Annotated in this window: 19 protein-coding genes and 1 pseudogene; 14 read left to right on the top strand and 6 right to left on the bottom strand. The window is 72.3% G+C overall.

Translation table 11 applies throughout. From position 1 onward, the window contains the following. Positions 1-15: 15 nt before the first annotated feature. Positions 16-1,335, top strand: a complete 1,320-nt coding sequence (locus QSK39_RS25990) for an MATE family efflux transporter (RefSeq protein ID WP_285480912.1) — start codon at positions 16-18, stop codon at positions 1,333-1,335. Positions 1,336-1,492: 157 nt separating this feature from the next. On the opposite strand, the gene QSK39_RS25985 is transcribed toward QSK39_RS25990, so the two are convergent. Next, positions 1,493-2,305 carry an SDR family oxidoreductase gene (locus QSK39_RS25985; protein WP_285480433.1) on the bottom strand — a complete coding sequence of 271 codons (813 nt, stop codon included), beginning with the start codon at positions 2,303-2,305 and terminating at the stop codon, positions 1,493-1,495. A 157-nt stretch (positions 2,306-2,462) separates the two neighbouring features. On the opposite strand from QSK39_RS25985, the gene QSK39_RS25980 reads away from it, so the two are divergent. Continuing rightward, complete coding sequence (locus QSK39_RS25980; protein WP_285480432.1) at positions 2,463-3,788, top strand: MFS transporter; 1,326 nt, start codon at positions 2,463-2,465, stop codon at positions 3,786-3,788. On the opposite strand, the gene QSK39_RS25975 is transcribed toward QSK39_RS25980, so the two are convergent. Continuing rightward, positions 3,733-4,242, bottom strand: coding sequence for a GNAT family N-acetyltransferase (locus QSK39_RS25975; protein ID WP_285480431.1), 510 nt, complete (start codon positions 4,240-4,242; stop codon positions 3,733-3,735). The genes QSK39_RS25980 and QSK39_RS25975 overlap by 56 nt on opposite strands. A 66-nt stretch (positions 4,243-4,308) precedes the next feature. Here QSK39_RS25975 and truB point away from each other — a divergent pair, with 66 nt between their 5' ends. The 10 genes from truB to QSK39_RS25925 all read left to right on the top strand — a co-directional run bounded on the left by truB (position 4,309) and on the right by QSK39_RS25925 (position 13,961). Beyond that, positions 4,309-5,214, top strand: a complete 906-nt coding sequence (truB, locus tag QSK39_RS25970) for a tRNA pseudouridine(55) synthase TruB (RefSeq protein ID WP_285480430.1) — start codon at positions 4,309-4,311, stop codon at positions 5,212-5,214. A gap of 28 nt (positions 5,215-5,242) precedes the next feature. Then, positions 5,243-6,226: a bifunctional riboflavin kinase/FAD synthetase gene (locus QSK39_RS25965; protein WP_285480911.1), complete on the top strand. Its 984-nt coding sequence runs from the start codon at positions 5,243-5,245 to the stop codon at positions 6,224-6,226. A gap of 94 nt (positions 6,227-6,320) precedes the next feature. Beyond that, positions 6,321-6,794 (top strand): helix-turn-helix domain-containing protein, encoded by a 474-nt coding sequence (locus QSK39_RS25960; protein ID WP_284749483.1) that lies wholly within the window; start codon positions 6,321-6,323, stop codon positions 6,792-6,794. Continuing rightward, a complete protein-coding gene (gene thpR / locus QSK39_RS25955) occupies positions 6,794-7,297 on the top strand; it encodes an RNA 2',3'-cyclic phosphodiesterase (RefSeq protein WP_285480429.1) in 504 nt (167 codons plus the stop codon). The genes QSK39_RS25960 and thpR overlap by 1 nt, the downstream gene beginning before the upstream one ends. 144 nt (positions 7,298-7,441) lie before the next feature. Beyond that, entirely contained in the window at positions 7,442-7,711 is a 270-nt protein-coding gene (rpsO, locus tag QSK39_RS25950) for a 30S ribosomal protein S15 (protein ID WP_003084034.1), read from the top strand. 231 nt (positions 7,712-7,942) lie between these two features. Beyond that, positions 7,943-10,198 carry a polyribonucleotide nucleotidyltransferase gene (locus tag QSK39_RS25945; protein ID WP_285480428.1) on the top strand — a complete coding sequence of 752 codons (2,256 nt, stop codon included), beginning with the start codon at positions 7,943-7,945 and terminating at the stop codon, positions 10,196-10,198. Positions 10,199-10,290: 92 nt separating this feature from the next. After that, positions 10,291-11,655 carry a M16 family metallopeptidase gene (locus tag QSK39_RS25940; RefSeq protein ID WP_285480427.1) on the top strand — a complete coding sequence of 455 codons (1,365 nt, stop codon included), beginning with the start codon at positions 10,291-10,293 and terminating at the stop codon, positions 11,653-11,655. Beyond that, the gene (gene dapB / locus QSK39_RS25935; RefSeq protein ID WP_285480426.1) at positions 11,652-12,392 is read left to right on the top strand and encodes a 4-hydroxy-tetrahydrodipicolinate reductase; all 741 of its coding nucleotides are present in this window, start codon (positions 11,652-11,654) and stop codon (positions 12,390-12,392) included. The genes QSK39_RS25940 and dapB overlap by 4 nt, the downstream gene beginning before the upstream one ends. Then, positions 12,389-12,835, top strand: coding sequence for a tetratricopeptide repeat protein (locus QSK39_RS25930; protein ID WP_285480425.1), 447 nt, complete (start codon positions 12,389-12,391; stop codon positions 12,833-12,835). The genes dapB and QSK39_RS25930 overlap by 4 nt, the downstream gene beginning before the upstream one ends. A 19-nt stretch (positions 12,836-12,854) precedes the next feature. Further along, on the top strand, positions 12,855-13,961 hold the full coding sequence (locus QSK39_RS25925) for a hypothetical protein (RefSeq protein ID WP_285480424.1): 1,107 nt from the start codon (positions 12,855-12,857) through the stop codon (positions 13,959-13,961). A 2-nt stretch (positions 13,962-13,963) separates the two neighbouring features. Here QSK39_RS25925 and QSK39_RS25920 read toward each other — a convergent pair whose 3' ends face one another. Then, entirely contained in the window at positions 13,964-14,482 is a 519-nt protein-coding gene (locus QSK39_RS25920; RefSeq protein WP_285480423.1) for a YqaA family protein, read from the bottom strand. 152 nt (positions 14,483-14,634) lie between these two features. Here QSK39_RS25920 and QSK39_RS25915 point away from each other — a divergent pair. Beyond that, positions 14,635-15,030, top strand: a pseudogene (locus QSK39_RS25915) (GtrA family protein); the annotation flags it as partial. A 72-nt stretch (positions 15,031-15,102) separates the two neighbouring features. Here the strand turns inward: QSK39_RS25915 and QSK39_RS25910 are convergent. Further along, a complete protein-coding gene (locus QSK39_RS25910) occupies positions 15,103-15,660 on the bottom strand; it encodes a GNAT family N-acetyltransferase (RefSeq protein ID WP_285480422.1) in 558 nt (185 codons plus the stop codon). A 58-nt stretch (positions 15,661-15,718) separates the two neighbouring features. On the opposite strand from QSK39_RS25910, the gene QSK39_RS25905 reads away from it, so the two are divergent. Beyond that, positions 15,719-16,933, top strand: coding sequence for a winged helix-turn-helix domain-containing protein (locus QSK39_RS25905; RefSeq protein ID WP_285480421.1), 1,215 nt, complete (start codon positions 15,719-15,721; stop codon positions 16,931-16,933). A gap of 184 nt (positions 16,934-17,117) precedes the next feature. Here QSK39_RS25905 and QSK39_RS25900 read toward each other — a convergent pair whose 3' ends face one another. Both QSK39_RS25900 and QSK39_RS25895 read right to left on the bottom strand, forming a co-directional pair. Continuing rightward, entirely contained in the window at positions 17,118-18,119 is a 1,002-nt protein-coding gene (locus QSK39_RS25900; RefSeq protein ID WP_285480420.1) for a DUF4097 family beta strand repeat-containing protein, read from the bottom strand. Positions 18,120-18,130: 11 nt separating this feature from the next. Further along, on the bottom strand, positions 18,131-18,643 hold the full coding sequence (locus QSK39_RS25895) for a toxin-antitoxin system HicB family antitoxin (protein ID WP_285480419.1): 513 nt from the start codon (positions 18,641-18,643) through the stop codon (positions 18,131-18,133). Positions 18,644-18,730 lie beyond the last annotated feature (87 nt).

Below are 18,730 nucleotides of genomic sequence, written 5' to 3'. Positions count from 1 at the left end.
AGAGTCCGATTCGTGGTGAACGTGGAGGAAGCGGAGCGGATCCCGGCGAAGCGCGTGCTCGGCCTGGCCGTGCCCGCGCTCGGGGTGCTGGCCGCCGAGCCGTTGTACGTGCTGGTCGACACCGCGGTGGTCGGCCACCTGGGCGCGCTGCCGCTGGCCGGGCTCGCGCTCGGCGGCGTCGTGCTGGCCCAGGTGTCGAGCCAGCTGACGTTCCTGTCGTACGGCACGACGTCGCGCACGGCCCGGCTGCACGGTGCCGGCCGCCGGGCCGACGCGGTCCGCGAGGGCGTGCAGGCGACGTGGCTCGCGGTGTTCGTCGGGCTCTTCGTGCTGGTCGCCGGGCAGCTGCTGGCCTGGCCGATCGCGCGGGTGCTCTCGGGCAGCGACGAGGTCGCCGGCGCGGCGGTGTCGTGGATCCGGATCGCGTTGTCCGGGGCGCCGCTGATCCTGGTCACCATGGCCGGCAACGGCTGGATGCGCGGGGTGCAGGACGCCGCGAGGCCGTTGCGATACGTGTTGGCGGGCAACGGGATCTCGGCCGTGCTCTGCCCGGTGCTCGTCTACTGGGCCGGCCTGGGGCTGGAGGGCTCGGCGATCGCGAACGTCGTCGCGCAGGTGATCTCGGCGGGGCTGTTCATCGCGGCGCTGGTGCGCGAGAAGGCCGGCCTGCGGCCCGACTTCAAGGTGATGCGCGCGCAGCTGGGCCTCGGCCGCGACCTGGTGCTGCGCAGCCTGGCGTTCCAGGCGTGCTTCATCTCGGCGGCGGCCGTCGCGGCCCGGACGTCGACCGAAGCAGTGGGCGCGCACCAGGTGGTGCTGCAGCTGTGGACGTTCCTGGCGCTGGTGCTGGACTCGGTGGCGATCGCGGCGCAGTCCCTGGTGGGGGCGGCACTGGGGGCGAACGCGGCGCGGCAGGCCCGCGGGGTGGCCAACCAGATCACCGGGTACGGGCTGCTGCTGGGCTGCTTCCTCGGCGTGGTGTTCGCGGCGCTGTCGTGGGTGCTGCCGCACGCGTTCACGTCCGACCCGGGGGTGCTGGCGGAGATCCCGCACGCGTGGTGGTTCTTCGTGGCACTGCAGCCGATCGCGGGGGTGGTCTTCGCGCTCGACGGCGTCCTGCTCGGAGCGGGCGACGCGGCGTTCCTCCGCAACGCGACCCTCGGCAGCGCGGCGCTCGGTTTCCTGCCGCTGATCTGGGCGTCCCTGGGCTTCGGCTGGGGCCTGACGGGCATCTGGACCGGCCTGTCCCTGTTCATGGTCCTCCGCCTGGCGTTCGTGCTCCTCCGCTGGCGCTCCGGAAACTGGGCGATAACCGGCGCAATCCGCCCCGCCTGACCCGTTCCGCGTGATGGAGCAGCCAACACGCGTGATCAGGGGGTCGACACGCGTGATTGAAGGGTCGACACGCCGGACTCCGGCCCCGCGCGTCGTGTCGGCGCTCCAATCACGCGAGCTGACCTTCCAATCACGCGTGTCGGCGTTCCCATCACGGTCAGGTGCGGGTTCGGCGGGCGTGGCGGACGCGGCGGTCCACCATCCGGCGCAGGAACGGGGCTGCCAGCGGGCCCAAAGCCGCCAGCAGGGCCACCGACCGGTCCGGGTACACCGCGTACCGCTCCCGCTCCACCGCCCGGACGATCGCCGTCGCCACGGCCTCGGCCGCCATCGGGCGGATAGTCCCGCTGATCGCCGCCGTCTCGGCCGGCTTCCAGCGGTTCTCCTCCGCCAGCTGCGGCGTGTCGACGTCGGGCGGGTACACGCACGCGACGTGCACCCCGGCCGGGTTCAGCTCGTCCCGCAGCGCCTCCATCAGCCCGCGCACCGCGAACTTCGCCGGTGCGTACGCCGTGTACCCGTAGATCCCCAGCACCGCGGCCGCCGACGAGATCGCGACGATCGAGCCGCTGCGCCGCCGGACCATCGATGGCGCCACCGCCCGGACCGCGTGCAGCGTCCCGAAGTAGTCGACCTCCACCATCCGCCGGAAGACCTCGTCGTCGAGCTCCAGGAACTCGCCCGGACGCGCCTGGCCCGCGCACGTCACCAGCACGTCGCACGGCCCCGCGGCCGCCTCCAGCTCCGAGAACGCCTGCTCCACCTCGGCCTGCGACGAGACGTCGGCGACGGCGGTCCGCACCGAGGCCCCGCGTGACTTCAGCGACACCGAAGCCTTCCGCAGCCGCGATTCGTCCCGTGCCACCAGCGAAACCGACGCGCCGCGCGCGGCCAGCGCCGCCGCCGTCGCCAGGCCGATCCCGCTGGACCCGCCGGTGATCACCGCGTGTGCCCCGTGCAGCCCGGTCACGAAACCACCCCCGAATGTGAAGAACATTCAGATACAACCATGTGGTGAACGCCACCGGGATAACAGCTATGTTTCGTCGTTGCTTAGGCGCTACAAGTAGTAAGGACGGCAGCGCAGGCGTCCGCACGCCCCGTACGCCGAATCCCTGGAGGTCCTCGTGCCGCCCGCCACCGGCCGCGCCACGGCCCGGTCCTGGCTCATCTGGCTCGCCGCCGTCACCGTCTACCTCCTCGCGGTCTTCCACCGCACCTCCTTCGGCGTCGCCGGGCTGCAGGCGGCCGAGCGCTTCGGCGTCGGCGCGGCCGCGCTCGGGACGTTCACCGTGCTGCAGGTCGGCGTCTACGCCGCGATGCAGATCCCGACCGGCGTCCTGGTCGACCGCTACGGCCCCCGCCGCGTCCTCACCGTCGCGGTGCTCGTGCTCGGCGCCGGCCAGCTCCTCCTCGGCATCGCCCACTCCTACAGCCTCGGCCTGGTCGCCCGCGGCGTCCTCGGCCTCGGCGACGCGCTCACCTTCGTCAGCGTCCTGCGCCTGGTCGCCGCCCACTTCCCGGGCCGCCAGTACGCGCTGCTGACGTCGTTCACCGCGGCCGTCGGCTACATCGGCAACCTCGCCGCCACCGTCCCGCTCTCGCTGGTGCTCGACAGCGCCGGCTGGACCCCGACGTTCCTCGCGGTCGGCGCCGTCACCGTCCTCTACACCCTGGTCGTGACGCTCCGGGTCCGCGACGTCCCCGCCGGGGAGCAGCCGCCGGTCCGCGAAGCCGTCCGCCCGCGCCAGCTCGCCCACCAGGTCGCCGAGGCGTGGCGGACGCCGGGGACGCGCCTGGGCTTCTGGGTCCACTTCAGCACGATGTTCGCCCCCAACGCCCTGACGCTGCTGTGGGGCGTGCCGTGGCTGGTGCAGGGCCAGGGCCAGTCGAAGGCCACCGCGAGCGCGCTGCTCACCGTGTTCGTCTTCGGCTCGATGGCCGGCGGCCCCTTCCTGGGCGGCTTGATCGGGCGCCGCCCGTCGCTGCGGATGCCGCTGGTCGGCGGGTACATCGGCGGGGCCGCGCTGCTCTGGGCGGTGCTGCTGAGCTGGCCCGGGCAGGTGCCGGTGGGCCTGCTGGTGCCCGCGTTCGCCTTCCTCGCCCTCGGCGGCCCGGCGTCGATGATCGGCTTCGCGCTCGCTCGCGACTACAACCCGCTGTCCCGCGTCGGCACCGCGACCGGCGTGGTCAACGTCGGCGGTTTCGTGGCGACGACCATCGCGGCCCTGCTCGTCGGCGTCCTGCTGCAGTGGACCGGCGGGAGCTTCCGGATCTCGCTGCTGGCGATCGTCGCGATCCTGGCGGTGGGCACGTCCCGGATGCTCGTGTGGTGGCGCCGGACGCGCGCCCACCTGTTCCTGGCCGAAGCCCGCGGCGAGGAGCTGCCGGTGCGCATCACCCGCCGCCGCTGGGACGCCGCTCTGCCCGAGACCCCGATCGTGGCCGCTTGACCAGCGCCTGCAGCAGCTGCGGCGCCACCGAGAACCCGCGCCGCTCGTAGGCGGGCACGGCCCGCGGTGACGAGTGCACGGTGACCCGCTCCAGCCCCAGCTCCCCGGCCAGCCGCAGGACGCCTTCGATCAGCCGCCCGCCGAGGCCGCCGTCGCGGGCTTCCGGGACGACGTACACGCTCTGCACGTCCCCGGCGGCCCGCGACACCGCCGACGGCGTCGGCACGCGCGGGGTGATCGCCAGGAACGCCATCCCGAGGACCTCGCAGCCGCGCACCAGGACGAGGCAGCGGTGGGTGGCCGCGTTCTCCCGCGCCCACGCGGCGAACTCCCGCACGAACGCCTCGCGGCCGGCGCCGGCCAGGCCGTCCCGCTCGGCCACCCAGCGCCACCGGAGCGCGGCGACCGCTTCGAGCTCGGCGGGCCGGGCGGCCCGGACTTCGATCTCCGTCACACCCCCATGGTGGCCCGGCCGAGCGGCCTGATCGATCCACGATCGGCGGCCGCTAGGGTTTGCCGCGTGTCGAGCCCCAAACCGCCCCGCCGTCCCGCCCCGCCGCCCGGTCTCGTGATCGTCGACAAGCCCGCCGGCATGACGTCGCACGACGTCGTCGCCCGTGCCCGCCGGATCATGGGCACCCGCAAGGTCGGGCACGCCGGCACGCTCGACCCGATGGCGACCGGCGTGCTGGTGCTCGGCATCGAGCGCGCCACCAAGCTGCTCGGCCACCTGGCGCTGGACCGTAAGACCTACCTGGCCACCCTCAGCCTCGGCAGCAGCACCACGACCGACGACGCCGAGGGCGAGGTCCTCACGACGGCGGACCCGAAGTCCGTCACCGACGACGACATCGCCGCCGGGGTCGAGAAGCTGACCGGCGCCATCCAGCAGGTGCCCAGCGCGGTGAGCGCCGTCAAGATCGACGGCAAGCGCGCCTACGCCCGCGTCCGCGCCGGCGAGGAGGTCGTCCTCCCGCCGCGCCCGGTCACCGTCTACCGCTTCGACGTCCTCGGCGTGCGGCACGAAGACGACCGCGTCGAGGTCGACGCCGTCGTCGAGTGCTCGTCCGGCACCTACGTCCGCGCGCTGGCCCGCGACCTCGGCGCGGACCTCGGCGTCGGGGGCCACCTCCAGGCGCTGCGGCGCACCACGGTCGGCCCCTTCACCCTGGCCAAGGCGCGGACCCTCGACCAGCTCGAGGAGACGCCCGAGCTGAGCCTGGACCTCGACGCCGCCGTCGCCGCGGCCTTCCCGCGGCGCGACCTCGACGCCGCGACGGCGAAAGCCGTCCGCCACGGCCAGCGCATCCCGGCGGCCGGCGTCGAGGGCACCTACGGGCTCTTCGGGCCCGACGGCCGGGTCCTCGCCCTGGCCACCGACGAACAAGGCGTGTCCCGGGCAGTGGTCGTGTTGCTGCCCGCCTAGGGTGACGGGTGAGAGACGGGAGTTCGACGTGCTGCGGTGGCGTGGACTGGGGGACCTCCCCGGCGGCTGGGGCCGGTGCGTGGTCACCATCGGCGTGTTCGACGGTGTCCACCGCGGGCACCAGGAGCTGGTCAGCCGGACCGTGGCCGCGGCGGCCGAGCGCGGCCTGCCGAGCGTCATGGTGACGTTCGACCCGCACCCGTCGGAGGTGCTGCGGCCCGGGAGCCACCCGGCGCAGCTCACCACGTTGCGGCGCAAGGCGGAGATCGTCGAAAGCCTCGGCATCGACGTCTTCTGCGTGCTGCCCTTCACCCTGGAGCTGTCCCGGCTGCAGCCGGAGGAGTTCGTGCACGAGGTCCTCGTCGACCGGCTGCACGCGGCCGCGGTGATCGTCGGCGACAACTTCACCTTCGGTGCCAAGGCGGCCGGCGACGTCGCGCTGCTGCGCACCCTCGGCCGCCGGTTCGGCTTCGCCGCCTACGGCGCCGAACTGCAGGGCAAGGAACTGTCCGAAGAGGACCAGTCGGCGATCACGTTCTCCAGCACGTACGTCCGGTCGTGCATCGACGCCGGTGACGTCGTCGCGGCGGCCGAGGCGCTCGGCCGCCCGCACCGCCTGGAGGGCATCGTCGTCCGCGGGGACGGCCGGGGCCACGAGCTCGGCTACCCGACGGCGAACCTGTCGACGCCGCGCTTCGCCGCCGTCCCGGCCGACGGTGTCTACAGTGCCTGGTTCACCCGCTCGGCCGACCGCACCCGCCGGCTGCGCGCCGCGGTCTCGGTGGGCACGAACCCGACGTTCTCCGGGCGCGAGCGGACCGTCGAGGCGTTCGTCCTCGACGTCGACGAGGACTTCTACGGCCAGCACGTGGCGATCGACTTCGTGACGCGGCTGCGCGACCAGGTCCGGTTCGCCGACTCGGCCGGGCTGGTCGCGCAGATCGACGACGACGTCGTCGAGACGAGAAAGGCACTGGAGGTGCCCCCGGACGCCCCGACCGGGCGCGAATAGGGGATTTCGCGTTCACGCACGTGACAGCGATGGCAAGATGCTCACGGACGGTGCACGCGCGAGCGGCACGAAGCGGTTTAGGGGAGCGGAACTGGTGGAGGACCACAAGATCGTCCAGCGGAACATCGCGTTGCAGCGCGAGTGGTACGGGGAGCCGCTCGGTGACCGGGTGCGCCGCCTCGTCGTCGCGTTCGACGTTTCGCAGGCGTTCCTGGCCGAGGTCCTCGGGATCAGCGCCCCCATGCTCAGCCAGGTGATGAGCGGGCGGCGGGCGAAGATCGGCAACCCGGTCGTGCTGGCCAGGATGATCATGCTCGAGCGCAAGATCCTGGTGCCCGAGGTCGCCGCCGGCAACCGCGACGCGATGCTGGCCGCGATGGAGGACGTCCGCGACTCCCGGCCCACCGTCGGCCGCGACAACATCCCGGTCGTCAACGAGGACCAGAAGGTGCTCGCCTACCTGCGCGACCTGGCCGAAGACGAGGACCTGGGCGAGGCCGCCAAGCGGCTCGACGACGAGTTCCCGGCCATCGCCGACCTGCTGCGCCGGGCGGGCAACGGCGCCTGATGCCGGCCCTGTTCAGCGCGCTGGTCCCGCCGGACGACGTCGCCGAAGCGCTCGCCGAGACCTTGGGCGACCCGGGGGACGGCCTGCGCTGGGAGCCGCCGGAGCGCTGGCACGTCACCCTCGCCTACTACGGGCCGGACGACCCGGACACCCGCGCCGCCTGGCTGGCGGAGCGGCTGGCCGGCCGCCCGGCCGTCGACGTCCGGCTGGAAAAGGCCGCGACGTTCCCCGGGGTGCTGTGGTTGACTGCCGCCGGAGACGAGCTGACGCCCCTCGCGCTCGCCGCGGGGGCCGGCGAAGAGGCGAGGCCGTACGTGCCCCACCTGACGCTGGCGCGGTTCCCCCGGGAAGAACCGGGGCTGGCCGGGCGTTGGACCGAGGTGTTGTCGGGGTTTCGCAGCCGCAGTTGGACGGCCACCCGAGTGGTGCTGATGACCAGCGAGCGCGAGCCGGGCGGGACCCGGTACCGGGTGGCCCGTGCGTTCGGGCTCGGCAACACCTGAAGGCCCTGCTCAGGGGCACAGTCCGGACGGCTGGTAACGTCATGACCGGGTCCGGCTGCAGTCCGTGGCGGCCGCGACCGTCTTCCCGGCGTTCATTCCGCGACCGGGGCCGCACGGCACTGATTATTTCGAGGAGCAACACAAGTGGCGCTGTCCACCGAAGAGAAGAAGTCGATCCTGGCCGAGTACGGCGTGCACGACTCGGACACGGGATCCCCCGAGGCCCAGGTCGCGCTGCTGACCAAGCGGATCGTCGGCCTCACCGAGCACCTCAAGGCTCACAAGCACGACCACCACTCGCGTCGCGGGCTCCTGCTGCTGGTCGGCCGTCGCCGCCGGCTGCTGAACTACGTGATGAAGGTGGACATCGAGCGTTACCGTGCGCTGATCCAGCGCCTCGGCCTGCGCCGATAGCTTGAACCCGAGGGGGGAGTGGCCGCCGGTCGCTCCCCCTCGGTCTAAAGAGGAAGAAACGGCGCGAGCGCGCGCGAGGGACCGTCCGCCGGTCCTCGGTAGTGGCTTCCGGGAAGAGTCCCGGGGGCTTCGATCGAAGACCGGCATCACTCCTCGAGCGTCCTCAAGCGAAACGGGTCCCAGGGTGGGAGACTCGCGCCGGATAGAAGGAACCAAAGAGGAGAAACATCCATGACCGACTCCACCGGAGTCACCGTGCACGAGACCGAAGCCGTGATCGACAACGGCAAGTTCGGTACCCGCACCGTTCGTTTCGAGACGGGCCGCCTGGCCAAGCAGGCCGCCGGCGCCGTCGTCGCGTACCTCGACGAAGAGACCATGCTGCTCTCGGCGACGACCGCGTCGAAGCACCCGAAGGACCACTTCGACTTCTTCCCCCTGACGGTGGACGTCGAGGAGCGCATGTACGCGGCCGGCCGCATCCCCGGCGCGTTCTTCCGCCGCGAGGGCCGTCCCTCGACCGACGCGATCCTGACCTGCCGCCTGATCGACCGGCCGCTGCGCCCGTCGTTCACCGACGGTCTCCGCAACGAGATCCAGGTCGTCATCACCGTCCAGAGCCTCAACCCGGACGACCCGTACGACGTGCTGGCGATCAACGCCGCGTCGGCGTCGACCCAGATCGCCGGCCTGCCGTTCTCGGGCCCGGTCGGCGGCGTGCGCGTCGCCCTGATCGAGGGCCAGTGGGTCGCGTTCCCGACCTGGTCGCAGCTGGAGAAGGCCACCTTCAACATGGTCGTCGCCGGCCGCATCGTCGGTGACGACGTCGCGATCATGATGGTCGAGGCCGAGGGCACCGAGCACACGCTCGACCTGATCGCCGCCGGCGGCAAGGCGCCGGACGAGGTCTCGGTCGCCGAGGGCCTCGAGGCCGCCAAGCCGTTCATCAAGGTCCTCTGCGAGGCGCAGCAGCGCCTGGCCGACGTGGCCGCCAAGCCGACCGGCGAGTTCCCGGTCTTCCTGGCCTACGAGCAGGACGCCTTCGACGCCGTCGCCGCGATCGCGACCGACGACCTGGCGAACGCGCTGCAGATCGCCGGCAAGCAGGCCCGCGACGCCGCGACCGACGAGGTCAAGGCCGCCGTCCTGGAGAAGGTCGGCGTCGGCGAGGGCGAAGCCTTCGAAGGCCGCGAGAAGGAGATCGGCGCCGCCTTCAAGGCGCTGTCCAAGAAGGTCATGCGCAAGCGCGTCCTCACGGACAAGATCCGCATGGACGGCCGTGGCCTCACCGACATCCGGTCGCTCGCGGCCGAGGTCGCCGTGATCCCGCGGGCGCACGGTTCGGCGCTGTTCGAGCGCGGCGAAACCCAGATCCTGGGCGTCACCACGCTGAACATGCTTCGCCTGGAGCAGCAGATCGACTCGCTGTCCCCGGAGACGCACAAGCGCTACATGCACCACTACAACTTCCCGCCGTTCTCCACCGGTGAGACCGGCCGCGTCGGTTCGCCGAAGCGGCGCGAGATCGGCCACGGCATGCTCGCCGAGCGCGCCCTGGTCCCGGTGCTGCCGAAGCGCGACGAGTTCCCGTACGCGATCCGCCAGGTCTCCGAGGCGCTGGGTTCCAACGGCTCGACCTCGATGGGCTCGGTCTGCGCGTCCACGATGGGCCTGTACAACGCCGGCGTGCCGCTGAAGGCGCCGGTCGCGGGCATCGCGATGGGCCTCATCTCCGACGAGGTCGACGGCGAGACCCGCTACGTCGCGCTGACCGACATCCTCGGGGCCGAGGACGCCATGGGCGACATGGACTTCAAGGTCGCCGGCACCAAGGACATCATCACCGCCCTGCAGCTGGACACGAAGCTCGACGGCATCCCCTCCGAGGTGCTCGCCGCCGCGCTGAAGCAGGCGAAGGACGCTCGCCTCACCATCCTGGAGGTCATCGCCGAGGCGATCGACGGCCCGGACGAGATGAGCCCGTACTCGCCGCGCGTCACCAGCGTGAAGATCCCGGTGGACAAGATCGGCGAGGTCATCGGCCCGAAGGGCAAGATGATCAACTCGATCACCGAGCAGACCGGTGCCGACATCTCCATCGAGGACGACGGCACGATCTACGTGGGCGCGGCCGACGGCCCGTCGGCGGACGCGGCGATCGACCTGATCAACGCGATCGCCAACCCGCAGCTGCCCAAGGTCGGCGAGCGCTTCCTCGGCACCGTGGTGAAGACGGCCGCGTTCGGTGCGTTCGTCTCGCTGCTGCCGGGCAAGGACGGCCTGGTGCACATCTCCAAGCTGGGCAACGGCAAGCGGATCGCCAAGGTCGAGGACGTCGTCAACGTGGGCGACAAGCTCCGCGTCGAGATCGCCGACATCGACAACCGCGGCAAGATCAGCCTGATCGTGGTCAAGGAGGACGACGCGAAGCCCGAGGGTGACGCGCCGGCCGCCGACGCCGACGCCGAGAAGGCCGACGCCAAGTAAGACCCGGCTCGTCCGGTTCAAGACAGGTCCGTCGAAGGCCTCCTCGCCGATTCCGGCGGGGAGGCCTTCGCGGCATCGTGAGTAAGGAACCCATGGCACGGCAGGTTTCCGGGCACGAGCAGCCCGTCGGCACCACCCGCACGCTCGAGTCCACTCCGGACGGTGCGGTCGTCAAGCGCAGCGTCCTGCCCGGCGGTCTGCGCGTGATCACCGAGCACGTCCCGGCGTCCCGCTCGGCCACGGTCGGGCTGTGGGTGGGCATCGGCTCCCGCGACGAGCCGGTCGCCGTCGCCGGTGCCGCGCACTACCTCGAGCACCTGCTGTTCAAGGGCACCAAGAACCGCGACGCGACGCAGATCGCCGAGGAGATCGACGCCGTCGGCGGCGAGTTCAACGCCTTCACGGCGAAGGAGCACACCTGCTACTACGCGCAGGTGCTCGACGCCGACCTCCCGCTCGCCGTGGACCTGGTCACCGACGTCGTGTTCGAGGCGCTCTGCACCGACCGCGACATGGACATGGAACGCAGCGTCGTCCTCGAAGAGATCTCCATGCGCGACGACGACCCCGAAGACCTGCTGCACGAGACGTTCGTCAGTGCGATCCTCGGCGACCACCCGCTGGGCCGCCCGGTGCTGGGCACCGAGAAGTCGATCATCGAGATGTCGCCGGCGGCGTTGCGCAACTTCTACAAGCGCCGCTACACGCTGCCGCGGATGGTCCTGGCGGTGGCCGGGAACGTCGACCACGGCCAGGTGCTCCGCCTGGTGCGCAAGGCGTTGCGCGACAAGCTGGCCGGCTCGGCGACGCCGGTCGCGCCGCGCGAGGGCCGTGCCCGGATCAAGACCCTCCCGAAGCTCGCCCTGCACACCGACGACACCGAGCAGGCGCACGTGATGCTCGGCCTGCGGTCGCTGTCGCGCCACGACGAGCGCCGCTTCGCGCTGTCGGTGCTCAACGCGGCGCTCGGCGGCGGCATGTCGTCGCGGCTGTTCCAGGAGATCCGCGAGCGGCGCGGGCTGGCCTACCAGGTGTACTCGTCGGTGGCGAGCTACGCCGACACCGGGCACATGGCCGTGTACGCGGGCTGCCAGCCGGAGAAGCTCGGCGACGTCGCGGGCGTCATCCGCGAGGTCCTCGACAAGGTCGGCGTCGACGGCCTGACCGACGCCGAGGTGGCCCGCGCCAAGGGCCAGCTGCGCGGCGGGATCGTGCTGGGCCTGGAGGACACGTCGTCGCGGATGTCGAGGATCGGCAAGAGCGAGCTCAACTACGGCCACTACCTGGGCGTCGACGAGACGATCGCCCGCATCGACGCCGTCACCACCGAAGAGGTGTGTGCGCTCGCTCGCACTTTGTTCGCGCGGCCGGGCGGGGTCTCGGCGGCGGCGGTCGTCGGGCCGTACGCTCACGCCGACGACCTTCCCGACGATCTGCACGAGGTGATCGCTTCATGACCATCAACGTCGGTGTGCTCGGCGCGCGCGGCCGGATGGGCGCGACGGTGGTGAACGCCGTCGAAGGTGCCGGTGACATGAAGGTCGTCGCCGCGTTGGACGCGGGCGACGACTTCTCGGCGCTGGCCGAGGCTCAGGTCGTCGTCGACTTCACCCACCCCGACGCCGTCATGGACAACCTGAAGTACCTGGTGGAGCACGACATCCACGCGGTCGTCGGCACCACGGGCTTCAGCGAGGAGCGGCTGGCCGCGCTGCGGGCGCTGCTCGAGCCGAAGCCGTCGCTGGGCGTGCTGATCGCGCCGAACTTCGCCCTGGGCGCGGTGCTGGCCATGCGGTTCGCGGCCCAGGCGGCGAAGTTCTACGCGTCCGCCGAGATCATCGAGCTGCACCACAACCGCAAGGCGGACGCGCCCTCGGGCACCGCCGCGCACACCGCCCGGATGATCGCCGCGGCCCGCGCGGAAGCCGGTGTGACGCCGGGGCCCGACGCGACGACGGCCGAGCTGGACGGCGCCCGCGGGGCGACGGTCGAGGACGTCCGGGTGCACTCGGTCCGGCTGCCGGGCCTGGTGGCGCACGAGGAGATCCTGTTCGGCGGCGAGGGGGAGACCCTGACCATCCGCCACGACTCGCTCGACCGGACGTCGTTCATGCCCGGCGTGCTGCTCGGCGTGCGCACGGTGGTGGCGCGGCCCGGCCTGACGGTCGGCCTGGAGAACGTGCTCGACCTGTGAAGGCCCGCAACGTCGCGCTGCTGATGACGGCGGCGCTGGTCGTCTACCTGGTGCTGCTCGCCGACCGGGCGTTCGCGCTGTTCGCGTCGGGGACCGGCGCGGGCATCGCGCTGGGTGTCGGCGTGCTGCTGCTGCCGATCCTGGGGATCTGGATCGTCGTCGTGACCTGGCGCAACGGCGTCCAGATCCAGCGGCTGTCCCGCCGGCTCGACGCGGAGGGCGAGCTCCCGGACGTCTCGGACCTGCCGCGCCGTCCCTCCGGACGCGTGGATCGCGACGCGGCCGACGCGTGGTTCCAGGACCGCCGCGCGGAGGTCGAAGCGGACCAGGAGAACTGGCGAGCCTGGTACAAGCTGGCGTACGCGTACGACATCGCGGGTGACCGGCGTCGGGCCCGCGAGACGATGAAGAAGGCCGTGGAGCTGGAAGCCGCCGACCACTGAGTCCGGCAGACTGGACCCGGTGACGCTGCTGCTGAAGCTCGTCCTGGCGCCGCTCCTGGTGGTCGGGTCATCGCTGGCCGGACGGCGCTGGGGCCCGGGCCTGACGGGCCTGCTGGTCGCGTTGCCGTTGGTGGCGGGCCCGATCCTGCTGATCACCTACCTCGAGCAAGGCCCGGCGTTCGCCGCGCGGGCCGCCTCGGCATCGCTGCTGGGGCTGGTGTCGCTGGCGGCGTTCGCGGTGGTCTTCGCACGGGTGTCGCGGGCGCGAGGCTGGGCGGGCACGGTGCTGCAGGGCTGGCTGGTGTGCCTGTCGCTGGACCTCGCGCTCTCGTTCGCGCCGGTCCCGGTCTGGGTGGCGCTGGGGCTCGCCCTGGCGGCGGCCTGGGCAGGCATGCGGTTGCTGCCGGTCCCGGGCGAGGTCGGGCCAGTGCGCGGCGGGGTTGAGCCGGCGCGTGGTGGGCCGGTGCCGGGCGAGGGCAGGGCGGTGCCGGGTGAGGCCGGGCCAGTGCGCGGCGGGGTTGAGCCGGCGGGTGGCGGGCCGGTGTCGGGCGAGGGCAGGGCGGTGCCGGGTGATGCCGGGCCAGTGCGCGGCGGGGTTGAGCCGGCGCGTGGTGGGCCGGTGCCGGGTGAGGTCGAGCCAGCGCGTGGCGGGGTTGGGCCAGTGCGCGGCGGGCCGGTGCCGGACGAGGGCAGGCCGGTGCCAGGTGATGCCGGGCCGGTGCCGGGCGAGGGCAAGGCGGTGCCGGACGAGGGCGCGCCGGTGCCGGGTGAGGCCGGGCCCGTGGCCCTGCCGTGGTGGGACCTGCCCGCCCGGGCCGTGGTGACCGCGGGACTCGTCCTGGTGGTGACCACCGCCGCCGGGTGGCTGGGGCCTGGTCTCACCGGGGTGCTGGCGCCGTTCCCGACCGCGCTGAGTGTGGTGGCGGTGTTCGCGCTGGCCCAGGGCGGCCCGCCGGCCGCGGCCGCGACGATGCGGGGCCTGCTGCGCGGGCTCGGTGGGTTCGCGGCCTTCTGCTTCCTGGTCGCGGTGCTGGTCGAGCCGCTCGGCGGGTGGGCGTTCGTGCTCGCGGCCGGCGGGGCGGTGGCGGGGCAGCTCGTTTACCGGCGGCAAGCACCCCGAGGGTGACGTCAGTGGTGCAGCCAGCCCGCGAACACCGCGGGTGAAGCGGCGATCAAGCTGAAGCGGACCCACCGGCCGGCGAAGCCCGTGGTCAGGAACGTCACGAGCCGCATGCGGACCACGCCGGCCAGCACGCTCGTCGCCATGAACGGCGGCAGGCCCACCAGCGAACTCACTCCGTACGTCCCCGCCATCCAGTGCGGGTGCCGGTGGCAGCGCTCGCGCAGCCGGTCGATCCAGCCGCGCAGCCGCTTGGTCCGCAGCTCCCAGCGCACGCGCCGCGCCGTCATCGGCCGCTCGCGGTGGAGGCGGTCGTGCAGCGGCTTCGGCAGCTTGATCGTGCCGCGCGCGGCGAGGAAGTAGAGCGACTTGCCGGCGATCTGCCCGACGGCCACCGCCGCGCCGAGCCACAGCCAGTGCAGCCCGGGCTGGCTCGCGCAGAGCCCGATCAGGAACACTTCGGCGTTGATCAGCGGCACGATGGCGGAACCGAACGCAACCCCTAGCGTCAAGAGAATCCAGCTCATCGTGTCACCTCCCGCGCTCGATCGTGTTCCTCCAAGTTATCAGTTCGAAACCTGGAGTCACGGGGGTTAACCCCCCTATGCGGTAGGGGGGTCGCACCAGAAGATCACCTGCCGGACGGCCTGCGGTCACCTTTGCTTGCCAGGCTGACGGGGTGGCCGCCGACCTTTCCCGAACGCCCGCTGACCGATTCGGTGCCCTCTGCCGGGCGATCGTGCGGGTACTGCCGCTGGGGTTGTCGCGGATCGTGGCGCCGACGTTTCTCGGCTTCTGCCTCATCAACGGCTTCACGTTCGGCGTCGACCTGGGGCTGCTGACCGTTTTCCACGGGCTGGCCGGCTGGCCCGTGTGGCTCGCGATCACGGTTTCCTACGTTTGCGCGTTCGGGTTGAGCTTCGCGCTGAACCGGACGTTCAACTTCCATTCCCACGCCGCGGTCGGAATCCAGCTGCTGCTTTACATTGTTGCGATTGCTGTCAATTACGCGGCGTTTTTGCTGGGTGTGGGCGCGGGCCTGACGGCGCTGGGCGTCGAATACCACCTGTCACGGGTGCTCGCGGGCGCCGGCGAGGGCGTGTTCATGTACGCCGTGATGCGGTGGGTGATCTTCCGCGACGCCGGCTCAGGTGAGCGCGAGGTCGAGGGTGCCGGTGAGGCGGACTTCGCGGACCATGCGGTCGCCGGTGTCGAGGGTGCGGACCGTGCCGTCGGGGTTCCAGCCGGCCCGGCGGTAGAAGCCGAGGGAGGCGTGGTCGCCCTGGGCGACCCAGGCGATGCCGCGGGCGGCGCCGTCGGCCCGCAGGCCCGCGGCGGCCGTCGCGAGTAGGCGCCCGGCGTGCCCGCGTCGTCCCCACCGCGGCTCGACGAGCAGGGTGGCGACCAGGCCGGTGCGGCCGGCGTCCTCGGGCAGGCTGCCGTCGGCTGCGGCGACCTCGCCTTCGGGCGCCCGGCCCGCGACGCAGAACCCGACGGTGAACTCGCCCTCGGTGGCGACGTAGACCTCGCTGCCCGGGTAGTCGATGGTCTCGGTCCAGGTGCCGACGAGGTCGGCGGCGTCCAGCTCGGCCAGTGCGCTCTTGCCGAGGAGGTCCTCGTAGGCGGCGTGCCAGGTTTCGCGCTGGATGCGGGCGATCTCCGCGGCGTCGGACAGGTCGGCGGGGCGGACGGCGGCGTCGCTCATGGCTGTGAACTTAGCGGTGCGCGTTTTTGTCGGTGGTGGGTGGCACCATGACGGCACCATGCAAACGATCAGCGTCACGACGGCCCGGAAGACCTTCCTGGCCGCACAGGGCTTCGCCGACCCCCGTCCGTCCGGTCCGGTTTCCCGGCGGCACCTGAAACGCGTGCTGTCGCGAGTCCAGCTGCTGCAGCTGGACTCGGTGAACGTCGCGGTCCGGGCGCACTACATGCCGGTGTTCTCGCGGCTGGGCGCGTACGAGCCCGCGCTGCTGGACGGCGCGGCGTGGGCGCACTCGGCCCGCCGGCCCCGGCTGCTGGTCGAGACGTGGGCGCACGAGGCGAGCCTGCTGCCGGTCGAGGACTGGCCGCTGATCCGTTCCGGCGCGAAGCGCGACGGCTGGTGGAAGCACTACGGGCCGCTGATCGAGAAGTCGCCGGGGCTGGTCGAGGAGATCCTGTCGGTGGTGAAGGAGCTCGGCCCGATCGGCGCGGGCGGCATCGAGCGCGAGGTCGCGGCGGACGCGCAGCGGCGCGGCCCGGGCTCGTGGTGGGAGCGGTCGGAGGTCAAGCGCGTCTGCGAGTACCTGTTCGGGATCGGCCAGCTGACCACGGGCACGCGCCGGTCGTTCGAACGGCTCTACGACCTCACCGAGCGGGTGGTCCCCCCGGAGGTCCTCGCCCGGTCGGTGTCGGCGGAGGAAGGCGCGCGGGGCCTGATCGAGCGATCGGCGCGGGCGCTGGGCGTGGCGACGGAGACGGACCTGCGCGACTACTACCGCCTCGGCCCGGCCCCGGCCCGCCAGGCGGTGGCGGAACTGGTGGAGTCGGGAACCCTGGAGCCCCTATCCGTCCGCGGCTGGAAGGCAACGGCCTACCGCCACGTCGAGGCCCGCACGCCCCGAGCGGTCACGGGCCGGGCGCTGCTGTGCCCGTTCGACCCGCTGATCTGGGAACGAGCCCGCACGGAACGGCTGTTCGGGTTCCACTACCGCATCGAGATCTACGTCCCGGAGCCGAAGCGGGTGTACGGGTACTACGTGTTCCCGTTCCTCCTGGACGGCGAGCTGGCGGCGAGGGTCGACCTGAAGTCCGATCGCGCGGCCGGAGTGCTGCGGGTCCAGGGAGCGTTCGCGGAGGAGGGCGCGGACGTGACGCGGGTGCTCCCGGAGCTGGCGGCGGAGTTGAAGCACATGGCAGAGTGGCTGGGCTTGTCGGGCGTGGCGGTGGGGTCCCGCGGCGACCTGGCACCGGCGTTGAAGAAGCTGGTGCGCTGAGCCGGAAACCGCCGCCGGATCGGCACGGACGCAAAGAAACGGGCTGTTCCCGGAAACCCCGCCGGATCGGCACGGACGCGAAGAAACGGGCCGTTCCCGAAACCCCGCCGGATCGGCACGGACGCGAAGAAACGGGCCGTCCCCGGAAACCCCCGCCGGGAACGGCCCGTCACCCCCTTTTCCCTCAGCCGGCCGCGCGCGTCACCACGGCGTTGCCGGAGCCCGTGCGGGCTCGCACCTTCAGCTTCACCCCACCCGACGGCGCGCTGTCGGCGATGTCCAGCTCACTGGACACCTTGCCGCCGCTGGAAGTCAGGTCGACCTCCGCCGCCGTGCCGCCGCGGATACCGATGCGGACCTCGCCGGAGCCGGTGATCAGGTCGAGCGTGCCCGACGCCGCGTCGGCCACCGACAGGTCGCCGCTGCCCGTGCGGGCCATCACCTCGCCCGACACCGCGCCCAGCCAGACGTCGCCGGTGCCGGTCGCCAGCGTCGCGGAGCCCGCGATCGACGACGCCTCGACGTGGCCGCTGCCGCTGCGCAGCTGCAGCCCGCCGAGCGTCGGGCCGAGCTTGATGCCGCCGCTGCCGGTGCGGACCGTCGCCGAGCCGTCGGCCCGGTCGAGCTTGACCTCGCCGGAGCCGGTCAGCAGGTCGACGCGCCCGGCCGAGCCGGTCACCGTGACGTCCGCCGCGCCGGCCCGCACGTCGACGTGCGACCCCGCCGGGGCGCGCACGATCACCGACAGCGCGACGTTGCGCAGCTGCCACGCCTTCGGCGCCTGCACCACGAGCCGGTTGCCGAGCTTCTCGATCCGGCTCTGCCGCACCGCCTCGGCCGGGTTGGCCCCCGACGGGTCGACGCCCAGCTGGTCGCCGAAGCGCTCGCCGACCCAGGACAGCAGGTTGTTGACCCCCGCAACCCACGGCTGCTGCTCACCCTGGTCGTGCCGCAGCTCGACGCGGGCGCCGGAGCCGCCTTCCAGCACCACCTCGACGCGCCCGATCGTCACGCCGATGTCGAGCTCCAGCGGGACGTCGGTCTCGAACTCGTCGATCCGGACCAGCTCGTCGCCCGGCTCGGCGGCAGGCTCCTCGGACTCGGCCTGCGCGGCGGTCTCCTGCGCACGAGGCTCCTCGGCCGGCGTGGCCGTCTCTTCGGCCGGTGTCGTCTCTTCGTCACTCATCTTCGATCCCCTCAACCCTCGACCCAGCCGTGCAGGTGCGACCCGGGCCGCTCGCCCTTGCCGTGGTGCTTCGAGCCCCCGCCGAACGAGCCGTGCCCCAGCGCCCCCTGCACCGCCTGGGAAACGAACGTGTTCAGCGAGACACCCTGGGCCTGCGCCGCGCGCTCGGCCTGCCCCTTGATCTGCTCGACCAGGCGCAGCGTGATGCGCGAGATGTCACCGCCGTCGATCGGTGGTGGCGGTGTGGTGTCACGTGGTGTCGTGCGTGGCGGCGCCTCTTCAGCGGCTCCGGTGACGACCACGCGGACGTCCCGGCCGTCCAGCCGCACGTCGACCACCTGGCCGGGCAAAGCGGCCGTGACCTCGGCGGCGAGGTCGGCGAGGGCGTTCATGAGCGTCAGGCGGACGGAGGGTTCGAGTGCGGAGGACAGCAGCGCGGCCGCCCGCCGGGTCTGCTCGTCCCCGGCGGCAGCCGTGTTCGCGAGGTCCTCGCGAAGGTTGGCGATGTACGGCGTCAGGTCCATGACACCACTATGACGTCATCGGTGGTGTCAGTCAAGGAAGCCGGTGCTGTCACGTGTCCCCCGGGAGTGGGCGCCCGCACGCGGTTA

It is taken from the genome of Amycolatopsis sp. NBRC 101858, assembly GCF_030269325.1.
Classification (GTDB): domain Bacteria; phylum Actinomycetota; class Actinomycetes; order Mycobacteriales; family Pseudonocardiaceae; genus Amycolatopsis; species Amycolatopsis ponsaeliensis.
This window is presented reverse-complemented; position numbering and strand designations above follow the sequence as displayed.

What these genes read in the sequence shown, in the direction of transcription:
- QSK39_RS25905 (WP_285480421.1), top strand. Translation starts at nt 15,719, where the DNA reads ATGCAAACGATCAGCGTCACGACGGCCCGGAAGACCTTCCTGGCCGCA.
- QSK39_RS25920 (WP_285480423.1), bottom strand. Translation starts at nt 14,482, where the DNA reads ATGAGCTGGATTCTCTTGACGCTAGGGGTTGCGTTCGGTTCCGCCATC.
- QSK39_RS25910 (WP_285480422.1), bottom strand. Translation starts at nt 15,660, where the DNA reads ATGAGCGACGCCGCCGTCCGCCCCGCCGACCTGTCCGACGCCGCGGAG.
- QSK39_RS25900 (WP_285480420.1), bottom strand. Translation starts at nt 18,119, where the DNA reads ATGAGTGACGAAGAGACGACACCGGCCGAAGAGACGGCCACGCCGGCC.
- dapB (WP_285480426.1), top strand. Translation starts at nt 11,652, where the DNA reads ATGACCATCAACGTCGGTGTGCTCGGCGCGCGCGGCCGGATGGGCGCG.
- QSK39_RS25945 (WP_285480428.1), top strand. Translation starts at nt 7,943, where the DNA reads ATGACCGACTCCACCGGAGTCACCGTGCACGAGACCGAAGCCGTGATC.
- thpR (WP_285480429.1), top strand. Translation starts at nt 6,794, where the DNA reads ATGCCGGCCCTGTTCAGCGCGCTGGTCCCGCCGGACGACGTCGCCGAA.
- QSK39_RS25895 (WP_285480419.1), bottom strand. Translation starts at nt 18,643, where the DNA reads ATGGACCTGACGCCGTACATCGCCAACCTTCGCGAGGACCTCGCGAAC.
- QSK39_RS25940 (WP_285480427.1), top strand. Translation starts at nt 10,291, where the DNA reads ATGGCACGGCAGGTTTCCGGGCACGAGCAGCCCGTCGGCACCACCCGC.